The sequence below is a fragment of the Streptomyces sp. NPDC088766 genome (genome assembly GCF_044750845.1).
In the GTDB taxonomy this organism is placed as follows: domain Bacteria; phylum Actinomycetota; class Actinomycetes; order Streptomycetales; family Streptomycetaceae; genus Streptomyces.
Genome location: NZ_JBIVKQ010000009.1, coordinates 83,201 through 96,326, shown reverse-complemented (window position 1 = coordinate 96,326; position 13,126 = coordinate 83,201). Strand labels below are relative to the sequence as shown.

General features: G+C 74.6%; 11 protein-coding genes and 1 pseudogene. 7 read left to right on the top strand and 5 right to left on the bottom strand.

Going from position 1 to position 13,126, the window contains the following annotated elements; translation table 11 throughout:
• Positions 1 to 62 precede the first annotated feature (62 nt).
• On the top strand, positions 63 to 1,634 hold the full coding sequence (locus ACIP5W_RS14930) for a cytochrome P450 (protein ID WP_401472184.1): 1,572 nt from the start codon (positions 63 to 65) through the stop codon (positions 1,632 to 1,634).
• Here ACIP5W_RS14930 and ACIP5W_RS14925 read toward each other — a convergent pair.
• Positions 1,628 to 2,593: an RluA family pseudouridine synthase gene (locus tag ACIP5W_RS14925; protein WP_401472181.1), complete on the bottom strand. Its 966-nt coding sequence runs from the start codon at positions 2,591 to 2,593 to the stop codon at positions 1,628 to 1,630. The genes ACIP5W_RS14930 and ACIP5W_RS14925 overlap by 7 nt on opposite strands.
• Before the next feature lie 51 nt (positions 2,594 to 2,644).
• Here ACIP5W_RS14925 and ACIP5W_RS14920 point away from each other — a divergent pair.
• Positions 2,645 to 3,237: pseudogene (locus ACIP5W_RS14920) on the top strand (GNAT family N-acetyltransferase); the annotation flags it as partial.
• A gap of 312 nt (positions 3,238 to 3,549) precedes the next feature.
• On the opposite strand, the gene ACIP5W_RS14915 reads toward ACIP5W_RS14920, so the two are convergent.
• Positions 3,550 to 4,395, bottom strand: a complete 846-nt coding sequence (locus tag ACIP5W_RS14915; protein ID WP_401472178.1) for a siderophore-interacting protein — start codon at positions 4,393 to 4,395, stop codon at positions 3,550 to 3,552.
• A gap of 97 nt (positions 4,396 to 4,492) precedes the next feature.
• Complete coding sequence (locus tag ACIP5W_RS14910) at positions 4,493 to 5,422, bottom strand: 5'-3' exonuclease H3TH domain-containing protein (protein ID WP_401472637.1); 930 nt, start codon at positions 5,420 to 5,422, stop codon at positions 4,493 to 4,495.
• A gap of 226 nt (positions 5,423 to 5,648) precedes the next feature.
• On the opposite strand from ACIP5W_RS14910, the gene ACIP5W_RS14905 reads away from it, so the two are divergent.
• The 4 genes from ACIP5W_RS14905 (at position 5,649) to ACIP5W_RS14890 (ending at position 10,270) form a co-directional block, all read left to right on the top strand.
• Positions 5,649 to 6,731 (top strand): glycine betaine/L-proline ABC transporter ATP-binding protein, encoded by a 1,083-nt coding sequence (locus ACIP5W_RS14905; protein WP_401472175.1) that lies wholly within the window; start codon positions 5,649 to 5,651, stop codon positions 6,729 to 6,731.
• Positions 6,724 to 8,535, top strand: a complete 1,812-nt coding sequence (locus tag ACIP5W_RS14900; protein ID WP_401472172.1) for an ABC transporter permease/substrate binding protein — start codon at positions 6,724 to 6,726, stop codon at positions 8,533 to 8,535. Before ACIP5W_RS14905 ends, ACIP5W_RS14900 begins: the two co-directional genes overlap by 8 nt.
• A gap of 440 nt (positions 8,536 to 8,975) precedes the next feature.
• A complete protein-coding gene (locus ACIP5W_RS14895) occupies positions 8,976 to 9,551 on the top strand; it encodes a helix-turn-helix domain-containing protein (protein ID WP_401472169.1) in 576 nt (191 codons plus the stop codon).
• Positions 9,551 to 10,270 carry a helical backbone metal receptor gene (locus ACIP5W_RS14890; protein WP_401472166.1) on the top strand — a complete coding sequence of 240 codons (720 nt, stop codon included), beginning with the start codon at positions 9,551 to 9,553 and terminating at the stop codon, positions 10,268 to 10,270. The genes ACIP5W_RS14895 and ACIP5W_RS14890 overlap by 1 nt, the downstream gene beginning before the upstream one ends.
• Here ACIP5W_RS14890 and ACIP5W_RS14885 read toward each other — a convergent pair.
• Complete coding sequence (locus ACIP5W_RS14885) at positions 10,182 to 11,363, bottom strand: TDT family transporter (protein ID WP_401472163.1); 1,182 nt, start codon at positions 11,361 to 11,363, stop codon at positions 10,182 to 10,184. The two genes, ACIP5W_RS14890 and ACIP5W_RS14885, sit on opposite strands and share 89 nt — an antisense overlap.
• A 70-nt stretch (positions 11,364 to 11,433) precedes the next feature.
• Here ACIP5W_RS14885 and ACIP5W_RS14880 point away from each other — a divergent pair, with 70 nt between their 5' ends.
• Complete coding sequence (locus ACIP5W_RS14880) at positions 11,434 to 12,372, top strand: LysR family transcriptional regulator (protein WP_401472160.1); 939 nt, start codon at positions 11,434 to 11,436, stop codon at positions 12,370 to 12,372.
• A 14-nt stretch (positions 12,373 to 12,386) separates the two neighbouring features.
• On the opposite strand, the gene ACIP5W_RS14875 is transcribed toward ACIP5W_RS14880, so the two are convergent.
• Positions 12,387 to 13,061 carry a gamma-glutamyl-gamma-aminobutyrate hydrolase family protein gene (locus ACIP5W_RS14875; RefSeq protein ID WP_401472634.1) on the bottom strand — a complete coding sequence of 225 codons (675 nt, stop codon included), beginning with the start codon at positions 13,059 to 13,061 and terminating at the stop codon, positions 12,387 to 12,389.
• Positions 13,062 to 13,126 lie beyond the last annotated feature (65 nt).

Below are 13,126 nucleotides of genomic sequence, written 5' to 3'. Positions count from 1 at the left end.
CCCGCCCACCCCGACCCTCCCGACCCTCCCGGCCCCTCCCGGATCCCTTTCGGAGCGACCCAGTGACGCCTGACCACCCCATGACGACCGGCCCGCACGACCTGGCCCTCGACCCGCCGCCCGGCTGCCCCGCGCACGGCCGTGGCCCCGGCGGACTGTGCCGGCTCTACGGGCCCGGCGCCGAGGACCTGGACGACCTCTACGAGCAACTGCGCGAGAAGCACGGCCCGGTGGCGCCCGTACTGCTCCACGACGACGTGCCGATGTGGGTGGTCCTCGGCCACGCCGAGAACATGCACATGGTCCGCACGCCCTCCCAGTACAGCCGCGACAGCCGCATCTGGACGCCGCTGGCGGACGGCACGGTCAAGCCCGACCACCCGCTCATGCCGCACATCGCCTGGCAGCCCATCTGCTCCCACGCCGAGGGCGACGAGCACAAGCGGCTGCGCGGCGCGGTCACCGCCGCCATGGCCACCATCGACGACCGCAGCCTGCGCCGGTACATCTACCGGTCCACCCAGCGCCTGGTCAACCGCTTCTGCGAGCGGGGCCGGGCCGAGCTGGTCGGCCAGTTCGCCGAGCACCTCCCGATGGCCGTGATGTGCCACGTCCTCGGCATGCCCGAGGAGTACGACGACCGCATGGTCCACGCCGCCCGGGACGCGCTCAAGGGCACCGAGACCGCGATCGCCAGCCACACCCACGTCATGGAGGCGCTGAGCCGGCTCACCGCCCGCCGCCGCGCCGAACCCCAGGACGACTTCACCAGCCATCTCGTGCTGGACCCGGCGGAACTGACCGACGACGAGGTCCGGGAGCATCTGCGCCTGGTGCTCTTCGCCGCCTACGAGGCCACGGTCAACCTGCTCTCCAACGCCCTGCGGATGGTCCTCACCGACCCGCGGTTCCTCGCCCGGCTCAACGGCGGACAGATGACGGTGCCGGAGGCGGTCGAGCAGTCCCTGTGGGACGAGCCGCCGTTCAGTACGGTCTTCGCCTACTTCGCCAAGCAGGACACCGAACTGGGCGGTCAGCGCATCCGCCGGGGCGACGGTCTCCTCTTCGCACCCGCACCCGGCAACGTGGACCCGCGGGTCCGTCCCGACCTGTCCGCCAGCATGCAGGGCAACCGCGCCCACCTCGCCTTCGGCGGCGGTCCGCACGAGTGCCCCGGCCAGGACATCGGGCGCGCCATCGCCGACGTCGGCGTCGACGCCCTGCTCACGCGCCTGCCGGACGTGCAGCTCGCCTGCGCCGAGGAGGACCTGCGCTGGACGACGTCGATCGCCTCGCGGCACCTCATGGAACTGCCGGTCCACTTCGAGCCGAAGCCCCAGCAGGACGTCATGGCCAGGCCGGTCCACGGCGCGCTCCCGCCGCCGCGCCCCGTCGTCCCGGTGACCCCCGGCACCACGCCGGCACCCGGCGCCGTACCCGCCGCTCCGCCCCTGGCCACCCGTCTGCCGCCGCCCGCCGAGCCCCGGCCCGCGACCGTCCCGCAGTCCCAGCCACAGCCCGAGCCCCAGCCACAGCCCGAGCCCCGGCCCGCGCCCGCACCGGCCGGCGCTCCCGAACCGGCCTGCCGGCCGAGCGCCTGGCGGCGCTTCCTCGACTGGTGGCGCGGCTACTGATCCCGGGCCCGCCCGCCGCCCCGGTCGTCGTACGACGACCAGGCGGCCAGCGTCCGCCGGCTCCGCAGCCGGTGCTCCGCCCCCGTCACCGGATCGGTGAACTCCAGCTCCCGCGCCAGCAGTTGCAGCGGGCGCCGGAAGTCACCGGCCGGTCCGGGGGCGGTCACCTCCGGGTAGAGGGGATCGCCGAGGATGGGCACGCCCAGCGCGCTCATGTGCACCCGCAGCTGATGGGTCTGCCCGGTCCGCGGGACCAGCCGGTAGCGGGCGAGCCCGTCCGGCCGCTGCTCGGCCAGCTCGACCCGGCTGACCGCGTTGGGCTCGCCCGGCACCTCACGGGCGGTCAGCGTCCCGCGTTCCTTCACGATCCGGCTGCGCACGGTCACCGGCAGGGCCAGCCCCGGATCGTACGGCGCGACGGCCTCGTACACCTTGCGGACCAGGCGGTCGCGGAACAGGGTCTGGTAGGCGCCGCGCTCCTCGGGGCGCACGGTGAACAGCACCAGGCCCGCGGTGAGCCGGTCCAGGCGGTGGGCGGCGCCGAGCGAGGGCAGCCCCAGCTCCCGCCGCAGCCGGGCCAGTGCGGTCTCGGTGACGTGACTGCCGCGCGGTGTGGTGGCGAGGAAGTGCGGCTTGTCGGCCACGACGACGTGCTCGTCGCGGTACACGACCTCCAGCGGGAACGGCACCGGTTCCTCGGCGGGCAGGTCCCGGTGGAACCAGACGAACATCCCCGGCGCGTACGCCGTGTCCGCCGCCACCGCCCGCCCGTCGGCCCCGACGATCCGCCCCGCCGCGAACAGCGCGTCCACGGCCTCGGCCCGCTCCGGGCCGAACCGCTCCGCCAGATGCTCCCGCACGGTCGCCCACGGGCCGTCGCCCGGCAGCCGCACCCGGACCGGATCGACCCCATCGCGCTGCGGGAGGGGGGACGGCGGGGGAGCGGTGCGGCGTCTCATCGGGATCCACCCTACGGCCGCCGCGAAAACCTGTTGGCATGCTCCCGCCCGGTGGACAGGCTTCCCGGCAAGCCCCTCCTCACCGGTCCCGTCCTCCCCGCCGGCACCCTCGCCAAGTCCCCTCGCCCGGTCGTCCCCACCGGCGACGGCCTCCTCCTGCGGCCCTGGCGGGCGACGGACGCGCCCGCCGTCCACGCCGCCTTCCAGGACCCGCTGCTGCACCGGTGTGGCACGTCCGGGCCGCCGACTCCGTCGCCGAGGTCACCGGCTGGATCGAGGAATGGCCGGCCGATCGGGCCGAGGAGAGGACCGCCCAGCGGGCCGCCGTCGACGCGGACACCGACGCACTGCGCGGACGCGTGGCACTGCGCGGCATCGAACCGGGCGACGGCACGGCCGAGGTGGCCTGCTGGACCACGGCGGCCGCCCGGGGCCGGCGTGTCACCGTACGTGCCACGACCGCCCTGTCCCGGTGGGCCCTCGACGAGGTCGGCTTCCACCGCCTGGAACTGCTGCACGCCACGTCCGACGAGGCGTCCTGCCGCGTGGCCGCCGGAGCCGGCTTCCTCCTGGAGGGCACCAAGCGCAGCGCCGCCCTCCACCAGGACGGCCGGCACGACATGCACGCCCGGGTGCGGGGCGACCGACCTGCCCGGCCCCAAGGCGCCAAGGCCCCCAGGCTCTCGCCGACCGCCGACCGCCGACCGCCGACCGCCGACCGCCGACCGCCGACCGCCGACCGCCGACCGCCGACCGCCGACCGCCGACCGCGGTCCTCGCCCGCGGTGGCGGTCTGCCTGCGCCCGCCGCGGCGGCGGTGTGGCTGTCGATCCGGACGGTCGGGGCGTACCAGCGGTCCGTGTGACCGCAGGCCTCCGGGCCGCGGTGCGGCGGCCCGCACGACCGCACGGCGTCATGGCGGCGGCCCGCTTCGGTGCGGGCCGCCTGCCGCGGTGTCAGGTGGCCGGCGTGGCGTTCTCCTGCTCGGCCTCCACACGCGCGTTCCACTCCCGCTTGCCGGCCTGCCAGCCGTCCTCGTCGTGGCCGAGCCGCCAGTAGCCGGACACCGACAGGTCCTCGCGGGGGATCTGCAGCTCGACCCGCAGCAGCTTGCGCAGCTCCTTCACGAAGGTGGCCTCGCCGTGCACGAAGGCGTGCAGCCGGCCCTCGGGGAACTCCAGCGCGCGGACGGCCTCCACGAGCCGTTCGCCGACCGGACGATCGCCGCGGTGCAGCCAGACGACCTCCACATCGGAGTCGATCTTCTGCTCCTCCCCGGGCCCGGAGACCTCGATGAAGGCGTGCGCCACGGTACCGGCGGGCAGCGACTCCAGCGCCGCCGCGATGGCGGGCAGCGCACTCTCGTCACCGGCCAGCAGATGCCAGTCGGCGGCCGGGTCGGGGGCGTAGGCGCCGCCGGGGCCCATGAAACGGACGGTCTCGCCGGGCCGGACGCGGGCCGCCCACGGTCCGGCGAGGCCCTCCTCGCCGTGCAGGACGAAGTCCAGGGTCAGCTCGCGGTGCTCGGTGTCCCAGTGGCGCACGGTGTACGTCCGCGTCACGGGCCACTGCTCGCGGGGGAACTCCGCGCGGATGCGCTCCAGGTCGAAGGGCTCCGGGTAGGTCACGCCCTCGGGCCCGAACAGCAGCTTCACGTAGTGGTCGGTACAGGTGCCGGCGGTGAACCCGGCCAGCCCCTCCCCGCCGAGGACGACGCGCTGCATGTGGGGGGTGAGCCGTTCGGTGCGGACGACCTGCGCGGAATGGGGCTTCCGCGGCTTCCGTGCCGGACGTTCTGCCATGACGGCCTCCCAAGCCTTTATTGGTTAGGTTTGCCTAAGTTAGCACCTCGTGCCGCCGTGGTGCGCCGACGCGGGCCCCCGCTCGCAGGATCGATGCCTACGCGCCGAGCGTGGTCAGCAGCCGCTGCAGCGACCCGCCGAGCCCCCAGCGCTCCGCCAGCCCCTGAAGTACCGCGGGTTCCCGCGGGGCGCGCGGGAGCTCCGTCGACACCTGCGGCAGCGGCACGTCGTCGGCGACCCTGACCACCTTCGGCGCGACGGCGAGGTAGGGCCTGGCCTCGTCGAGCCGTTTGCGCTGCGCGGGCGTGAGCCCGGCCTCCGGATCGTCGACGGCCGCCAGGATTCCGGCCAGGTCGCCGAACCCCGCCAGCAGCTTGGCCGCGGTCTTCTCGCCGATGCCCGGCACGCCGGGCAGACCGTCGCTCGGGTCGCCGCGCAGCAGCGCCAGATCCGCGTACCCGCGCCCGTCGACGCCATACCTCTCGCGCAGCCACGCCTCGTTCGTGGTCTGGAGCGTGCCGACGCCCTTCAGCGGGTACAGCACCCGCACCCCGCGCGCGTCGTCCACCAGCTGGTACAGGTCGCGGTCGCCGGTGACGATGTCGACCGGGCCCTTCGCGCGTGCGGTGAAGGTGCCGATCACGTCGTCCGCCTCGTAGCCGGCCACGCCCACGCGCGCGATGCCCAGCGCGTCCAGGACCGCCTCGATCACCGGGACCTGCGGCGAGAGCGTGTCCGGCACCTCCTCCTCGTCCGGGCCCGCCTCGTGCTCCTCGGCGACCCGGTGCGCCTTGTAGGAGGGGATGAGGTCGACCCGCCACCGCGGCCGCCAGTCGGCGTCCATGCAGGCGACCAGTTCGTCGGGCCGGTGGTCCTTGACCAGGCGGTCGATGAAGTCCAGCAGCCCGCGCACGGCGTTCACCGGCGTGCCGTCCGGGGCCTTCACGGAGTCGGGAACGCCGAAGTAGGCGCGGAAGTAAAGCGAGGCGGTGTCGAGGAGCATCAGTCGTCCGGTCACGCCACGCATCATGCCGCACCGGCCCGGCGGGGAGCCGCCGTGATGCACTCCCGTGGCAGGTGTGAAGGGTCTGTGAACTGCCCCACTGGTGCGTTTGCCCCTGCCGGGGCAGGGCAGGCGCCGCCCCGGAGCGGTGCCGGTTGCACATTCAACTGTTGATGTCGCGCGGTGGTCCGCACCCCGGCCCCGACCCCGGTGCCGCTCCCGCCCCTGCCCCCGATCCGAGAAGGTACGTGTGTCCTCCAGGCTGGAAGCCGATCATCTGTACAAGGTGTTCGGCAGACGACAGGACGAGGCGGTCGAGCGGCTGCGCCACGGCGCCGACCGGGACGAGCTGCGGACCGACGGCACCACCGCCGCCGTGATCGACGCCTCCTTCACCGTGGACCCCGGCCAGATCTTCGTCGTCATGGGCCTGTCCGGCTCCGGGAAGTCCACCCTGCTGCGCATGCTCAACGGACTGCTGGAACCCACCGCGGGACGCGTCCTCTTCGACGGCGAGGACCTGACCGCGCTCGGCGACCGCGAGCTGCGCGAGGTCCGCGCCAGGAAGATCAGCATGGTCTTCCAGCACTTCGCGCTCTTCCCGCACCGCAGCGTCCTCGACAACGCCGGCTACGGCCTCGCCGTGCAGGGCGTCCCGCGCGCCGAGCGAGAGGAGCGCGCCCGCGAGGCGCTGCGGCTGTGCGGCCTGGCCGGCTGGGAGAAGTCCTGGCCGGACGAGCTGTCCGGCGGCATGCAGCAGCGTGTGGGCCTCGCCCGCGCCCTCGCCACCGACGCCGACCTGCTCCTGATGGACGAGTCCTTCAGCGCGCTGGACCCGCTGATCCGCCGCGACATGCAGGACCAGTTGCTCACGCTCCAGAAGACCCTGAAGAAGACGATCGTCTTCATCACCCACGACCTCAACGAGGCCATGCGCCTGGGCGACCGCATCGCCGTCATGCGCGACGGCCGCATCGTGCAGAACGGCACCGCCGAGGACATCCTCGTCCGCCCGGCCGACGACTACGTCGCCTCCTTCATCCAGGACGTCGACCGCTCCCGCGTGCTGACCGCGTCCGCCGTCATGGACACCGCCGTCCGCGGCGACGAGGCCGACTGCGGCTGCGCCACCGCGGACCCCGACACCCCGTTCACCGAGCTGTGCGCGCTCAGTGCCCGCGTGACGCACCCGGTCGCCGTCCTGAACGCGCGGCGCGAACTCGTCGGAGTGGTCCCGCGCCGGCGCCTCGTCGGCTTCCTCGGCGACGAGCACGGGGAGCCCACCGCCTGCGCCGGCCCGCGCGACGGGGGGAAGGTGACCGCCCGTGCCTAGGCTGCACCTCGGTGACTGGGTCGACTCCGGCGTCGACTGGCTCGTCACCCACATGTCCTGGCTGTTCGACGCCGTCAAGGCGGTCGTCGAAGGCATGTACGACGGAATCGACGCCGTCCTCACCGCCCCCGAACCCCTCCTGCTCGCCGGCATCCTCGCCGTCCTCGCCTGGTGGCTGCGCGGCCTGGTCGCGGGCGTCCTCGGCTTCGCCGGGTTCGCGCTCATCGACTCCCTCGACCTGTGGGAGGAGGCGATGTCCACGCTGTCGCTGGTGCTCGTCGCGACCGTGATCGCCCTGGTGATCTCCGTCCCGCTGGGCATCTGGGCGGCCCGCTCCAAGGCCGTGAGCGCCGCCCTGCGGCCGGTCCTGGACCTGCTGCAGACCATGCCGTCGATGGTCCTGCTGATCCCCGCGATCCTCTTCTTCGGCATGGGCGTGCCCGCCGGCGTGGTCGCCACCCTGATCTTCGCGCTCGCCCCCGGCGTGCGCATGACCGAACTCGGCATCCGCCAGGTCGACGCCGAACTCGTCGAGGCAGCGGAGGCCTTCGGCACGACGCCCCGCGACACGCTCCTGCGGGTCCAGCTGCCGCTCGCCCTGCCGACGATCATGGCGGGCGTCAACCAGGTCATCATGCTCGGCCTGTCGATGGTCGTCATCGCCGGCATGGTCGGCACCGGCGGCCTCGGCGGCTCCGTCAACGAGGCCATCGGCCGGCTCGACATCGGTCTCGGCTTCGAGGCGGGCCTCGGCATCGTCGTGCTCGCCATCTACCTGGACCGCATGACCGGCGCCCTCGGCACCCGCATCTCCCCGCTCGGCCGCCGCGCCGCCGCCAAGGCCCGCCCCACCGTGTGGAGCCACCGCCCCCGCCCGGCCGTGGCCGTGGCCGGTGTGGTCGTCCTCGCGCTCGTCGCCGGCGGGATGGGCGTCCTCGGCTCGGACTCCGGCACCGCCGAGGCCTCCGTCACGGACATCGGCAAGGGCGAGGAGATCACCATCGGCTACATCCCCTGGGACGAGGGCATCGCCTCCACCTACCTGTGGAAGGAACTGCTGGAGGAGCGCGGCTTCGAGGTGAAGACCACCCAGTACGCCGCCGCCCCGCTCTACACCGGCCTCGCCACCGGCCAGATCGACTTCCAGACCGACTCCTGGCTGCCCACCACGCACGCCGAGTACTGGAAGAAGTACGGCGACCGGCTCGACGACCTCGGCAAGTGGTACGGCCCCACGTCCCTGGAGCTGAGCGTCCCGGCGTACCTGAAGGACGTGAACACCCTCGCCGACCTCAAGGCCCGGTCGGCCGAGTTCGGCGGCAGGATCACCGGCATCGAGCCCAGCGCCGGAATGATGGGTTTGCTCAAGGACAAGGTCGTCAAGGAGTACGGCCTCGACGGCTACCGGGTCGTCGACGGTTCGACCCCGGCCATGCTGGCCGAGTTGAAGCGGGCGTACGCCGAGAAGGCCCCGATCGTCGTCACGCTCTGGTCGCCGCACTGGGCCTACAGCGAGTACGACCTGAAGAAGCTGAAGGACCCCCGGGGCGCCTGGGGCGAGGGCGACGGCGTGCACACCCTGTCCCGCAAGGGCTTCGCCGCCGACCACCCCGAGGTCGGCGCCTGGCTGAAGGACTTCTCCATGACCGAGGAGCAGCTCACCGGTCTGGAGGCGCGCATCCAGAAGTCCGGCAAGGGCAAGGAGCAGGACGCCGTCCGCGCCTGGCTGAAGGACAACCCCGGCCTGCTCGACCGGTGGGTACCGGTCGACGGCGCGGGGGAGAGGAGCCGGGCGGCCGGGTGACCTGACAGCATCCCTGCCGTCCCGCGCGGGGCGGGCGCCGGCGTACCTCCGCGGGACGTACGCCGGGGCCCGTCCCGCGCCGCCGTTCGCACGGCACGGATCCGGCCAACCACGCGGCGCTGCGTCCGGGCCCGGCCCGGCGGTCGGCCGTCCGCCGGCGTCGGCCGCCCGACCAGCCGGATCACGCTGCGGAAACGGCACGGGAACACCAGGAGGACGCCGGGCATTGAACCGAAGGACACGAGGAAGCGGCTCTGCCCGCGGATGATCGACTGGCGCGAACCGTGAGTTCCCGTGTGACACCGGATGTCCCCGATGTGACGGGCCCGTGAAACGGTTTGCCGAACATGCGTAGGGTGCAAGAGAACTCATCAGACGACGTGCGCCCGCGACGGGGCACTCGGCAGTCGCACCGACGAGCGTAGGAGGGAGCCGGAGCGATGGGCGACCACAAAGAACAGCCCCTGCGGGTGGGCGCGGCCGTCCGGCGGCGGCGCCGGTCCCTGGACCTCACGCTCGCCGTCGTGGCCGAGCGCAGCGGGCTGTCGGTGCCGTTCCTGAGCCAGATCGAGAACGACCGGGCGCGGCCCAGCACCGGCTCCCTGGAGAAGGTCGCCGACGCCCTGCGCACCACGGCCGTCGAACTCCTCGCCGCCGCCGACCCGGCGTGCAGCGTCGACGTCGTGCGCGCCGAGACCGCCGAGACCGCCGAGCCCGGACCTGGTCCGCGCTCCCGCTCGCTGGTCCGCGGCCACCACCAGATGCACGCCTCGGAGTTCACCGGTGACCACGAGGCCGGCCGCGAGTTCCAGTACCGCAACGACCAGCTGATGTACGTCGCCGACGGCGCGGTGGAGATCGAGGCCGAGGGCCGCGCCTACCGTCTCGGCCGCGGCGACACCCTGTACCTCACCGGCGGTGTCCGGCACCGCTGGCGCGCCACCGTGCCGGACACCCGGGTCGTGGTCGTCGCCGTGGCGGAGCACATCGAGGCGGTCCGGGACCGCAAGCCGTAGTGCGGGCCGTCTCCCTGGTGCCCTCGCTCACGGAGGCGGTGGCCGTGACCCTGCCCGGCGTCCTGGCCGGCGCCACCGACTGGTGCACCCACCCGGCGGGGCTCGACGTCGTCCGGGTGGGCGGCACCAAGAACCCCGCGACCGGCCGGATCGCCGCGCTCGCGCCCGATCTCGTGATCGCCAACGAGGAGGAGAACCGGGAGCCCGACCTCGTCGCCCTCCGGGACGCCGGGATCGAGGTCCTGGTCACCGAGGTCCGGGACGTGCCGCAGGCCTTCCGGGAGCTGGCCCGCGTGCTGTCGGCCTGCGGGGCCCGCACACGCCCCCGCTGGCTGGACGAGGCCGAGGAGGCCTGGAGCGCCCCGCGACCGCCCGACCGGCGCCGTACGGCCGTCGTTCCCGTCTGGCGGCGGCCGTGGATGGTCCTGGGCCGCGACACCTTCGCCGGGGACGTCCTCGCCCGCCTCGGGGTGGACCACCTGTACACGGCCCACCCGGACCGCTATCCGAAGGTCACGGCGCAGGAACTGCGGGCGGCCGCCCCGGACCTGGTGGTCCTCCCCGACGAGCCCTACCGCTTCACCGCCGGCGACGGCCCGGAGGCGTTCCCCGGCCTGCCGTGCGCCCTCGTCAGCGGACGGCACCTGACGTGGTACGGCCCGTCGCTCGCCGAGGCTCCCCACGTGCTGGCCGGGGCGCTGCGAGCAGCCCACCGCTGACCAGCCCCCGCACGGTGTGCGCGGTGACGACGACCCAGGCGGTCACGAGCACGACGTACAGCCCGGTGGCCAGCGCCCCGTACGCGACGAGTCCGGTGTGCCGGGCCAGCGACTCGGCGCCGGTCACACAGGTGCCGACCGGGAAGGTGAACGCCCACCACGTCATCGCGAAGCGCATTCCGCGCCGGCGGGCCCGCACCACGTGGGCGCCGGCCAGGCACAGCCACAGCAGCGCGAACCCCATGACGGGCACCCCGTACAGGACGGCGAGGACGGCGAGGCCCCGGCTGTCGGCGGCCGGGACCACCGCGGGCGCGACCTCCGCGAACGCCCCGACGGCCGTGGTCGACTGCCCGAGCGGCCCCAGGACCAGGAACAGGGTCGGCGTGAGGGCGAGGGGCAGCGGTCCGCGCGTGAACAGCCGGGCGAAGACCAGAGGCAGCATCACCAGCGTGGCGAGCAGGCTCAGCCCGAACAGCGCGAAGCACGCGAACAGCAGCGTCCCGCGGGCCTGCCCGGCCGGCAGGTACGGCACCAGCCGCGGCCCCGCCGCCGCCGGCACCATCGGTGCGACGAGCGGCAGCAGCCACACCGGCGTGGCCTGCCCCGGCTCGACCCGATGGCGTACGGCCATCAGGTACGGCACGGCGACGGCCGCCGTGAGCCCCACCGCCGTACCGGCGCCGAACAGCACGGCGTCGAGGGCCACGGCCGCGCCGGTGCCGATCCAGTCCCGGCCGACGGAGAGCGCCCCGCCGCCGACCGCGACCAGCGCCATCGCCAGGCAGCCGTAGAACGGGACCGTCGCCGGGTCCAGGACGTGGGCGCGGGCCTGGTCGCGGTGGTGGCGCCAGTGCAGGGCCCGGGCGGCGAGCAGGGCCAGCAGCAGGACCAGGGAGAGCGCCCAGACGGCCGCGCAGGCCGGGCGCAGTCCCGGAGGGCGGGCGGGCAGCGCGGCGCCCGCCGTCGCCACCACGGCGGTGCCCATGACCGTGGCGTACCAGTTGGGGCCGAGATGGCGGACGGCGGCGGCACGCGGGCGCGGGCGCGCGACGGGGACGGGGGCGGGGGCGGGCCGGACTGCGGTGACCATGACCCCACCGTCCCGCTCCGACGCCCCCGCGACCAGGGACGATGGTTCTATGGGGGCATAAGCTGACCTTATGAGCGGCGACGAGACGACGCACGAACCCCCGGAGGAGCGGCCCGGCGGCTCGATCGCGCACCGGGTCCCCGACCTCGGCGCCCTGGAGCTGCTGCTGGCCGTGGCCCGGCTCGGCAGTCTCGGGGCGGCCGCCCGCGAGCTGGGCATCACGCAGCCGGCCGCGAGCAGCCGCATCCGCACGATGGAACGCCAGCTCGGGGTGGCCCTGGTGGACCGTTCACCGCGTGGTTCCCGGCTCACCGACGCCGGGGCGCTGGTCACCGACTGGGCGCGGCGGGTCGTCGAGGCGGCGGCGGCCTTCGACGCGGGTGCGCAGGCGCTGCGCGACCGGCGCGATTCGCGGCTGCGGGTCGCGGCGAGCATGACCATCGCCGAGTACCTGCTGCCCGGCTGGCTCCTCGCGCTGCGCGCGCAGCGGCCGGACACGGCGGTGTCGCTGCTCGCGGGCAACTCGACGGCGGTGGCGGAACGGCTGCTGTCCGGCGACGCCGACCTCGGTTTCGTCGAGGGGCTCAGCGTGCCGGCGGGCCTGGACTCGACGGTCATCGCCCACGACCGGCTGATCGTCGTCGCCGCGCCGGCGCATCCGTGGGCGCGGCGCCGGCGGGCGGTGTCCGCGCCGGAACTGGCCTCGACGCCGCTGATCCTGCGGGAGGAGGGTTCCGGGACGCGGCAGGTCCTCGACGCGGCCCTCGGCGGGCTGGCCCGCCCCCTGATCGAGCTGTCCTCGACGACGGCGGTGAAGGCGGCCGCGGTCGGCGGCGCGGGGCCGGCGGTCCTGAGCGAGCTGGCGGTGGGGGAGGAACTGGGCCTGCGGCGCCTGGTGTCCGTCCCGGTGGACGGCGTCCGCCTGGCCCGGGACCTCCGGGCGGTCTGGCCCACGGGCCACCGCCCCACGGGCCCGGCCCGGGACCTGCTGTCGCTGACGCGGGGGTAGGGCAGGGGCCGCGCTCACCCCGCCGCCGTCACCAGCCCCCGCATCACCCGCAGGTCCTGCCCCATCTCCGGATGCCACTGCACCCCCAGCGCCCACCGCCCGCCCGCGGACGGCAGTTCGACGGCCTCCACCGTCCCGTCCCCCGCGTACGCGCACGCCACCAGTCCCGCCCCCAGCCGCTCCACCGCCTGGTGGTGGAAGGTGGGCACCGACGTCTCCTCGGGCACCAGAGCGGCGTACCGGGTGCCCGGCACGGGCTTCACCGCATGCCGCCCGAACACACCGGGAGCCTCCGCGTGGCCGGGCAGGTGCTGCACGAGAGACCCCCCGAGCGCCACGTTCAGCAACTGCATCCCCCGGCAGATCCCCAGCAGCGGCACCCCCGCCCCCAGCGCCGCCTCGATCAACGCCAGTTCCCAGGCGTCCCGCTCCCGCGCCGGCGGCCCCGTCCGGGGATCGCGCTCGGCGCCGTAGCGCGCGGGCTCGACATCGGGCCCGCCCGCGATCACCAGTCCGTCCAGCCGGGCCACGGCGGACGCCGCGTACCCGGGCGCGTCCGGCGGCAGCATCGCCGCCAGCGCGCCCGCCCGCTGCACGAGCCGCGGATACCCGGCAGGCAGCAGCACCGCCTCCAGCTCCCACACCCCCCACCGCGTGCCGGCCTCCAGATAGGTGCTGACGCCGATCAGCGGCCTGCCCGTCCCGTTCACCACGCCCCGCCCTCCGTCCCGCCGCCGACCACCGGCCACTGCCT

Excerpts from the sequence above, each read along its gene's own strand:
- ACIP5W_RS14885 (WP_401472163.1), bottom strand. The coding sequence starts at position 11,363 with ATGGTCACCGCAGTCCGGCCCGCCCCCGCCCCCGTCCCCGTCGCGCGC.
- ACIP5W_RS14910 (WP_401472637.1), bottom strand. The coding sequence starts at position 5,422 with ATGCGTGGCGTGACCGGACGACTGATGCTCCTCGACACCGCCTCGCTT.
- ACIP5W_RS14880 (WP_401472160.1), top strand. The coding sequence starts at position 11,434 with ATGAGCGGCGACGAGACGACGCACGAACCCCCGGAGGAGCGGCCCGGC.
- ACIP5W_RS14895 (WP_401472169.1), top strand. The coding sequence starts at position 8,976 with ATGGGCGACCACAAAGAACAGCCCCTGCGGGTGGGCGCGGCCGTCCGG.
- ACIP5W_RS14925 (WP_401472181.1), bottom strand. The coding sequence starts at position 2,593 with ATGAGACGCCGCACCGCTCCCCCGCCGTCCCCCCTCCCGCAGCGCGAT.
- ACIP5W_RS14915 (WP_401472178.1), bottom strand. The coding sequence starts at position 4,395 with ATGGCAGAACGTCCGGCACGGAAGCCGCGGAAGCCCCATTCCGCGCAG.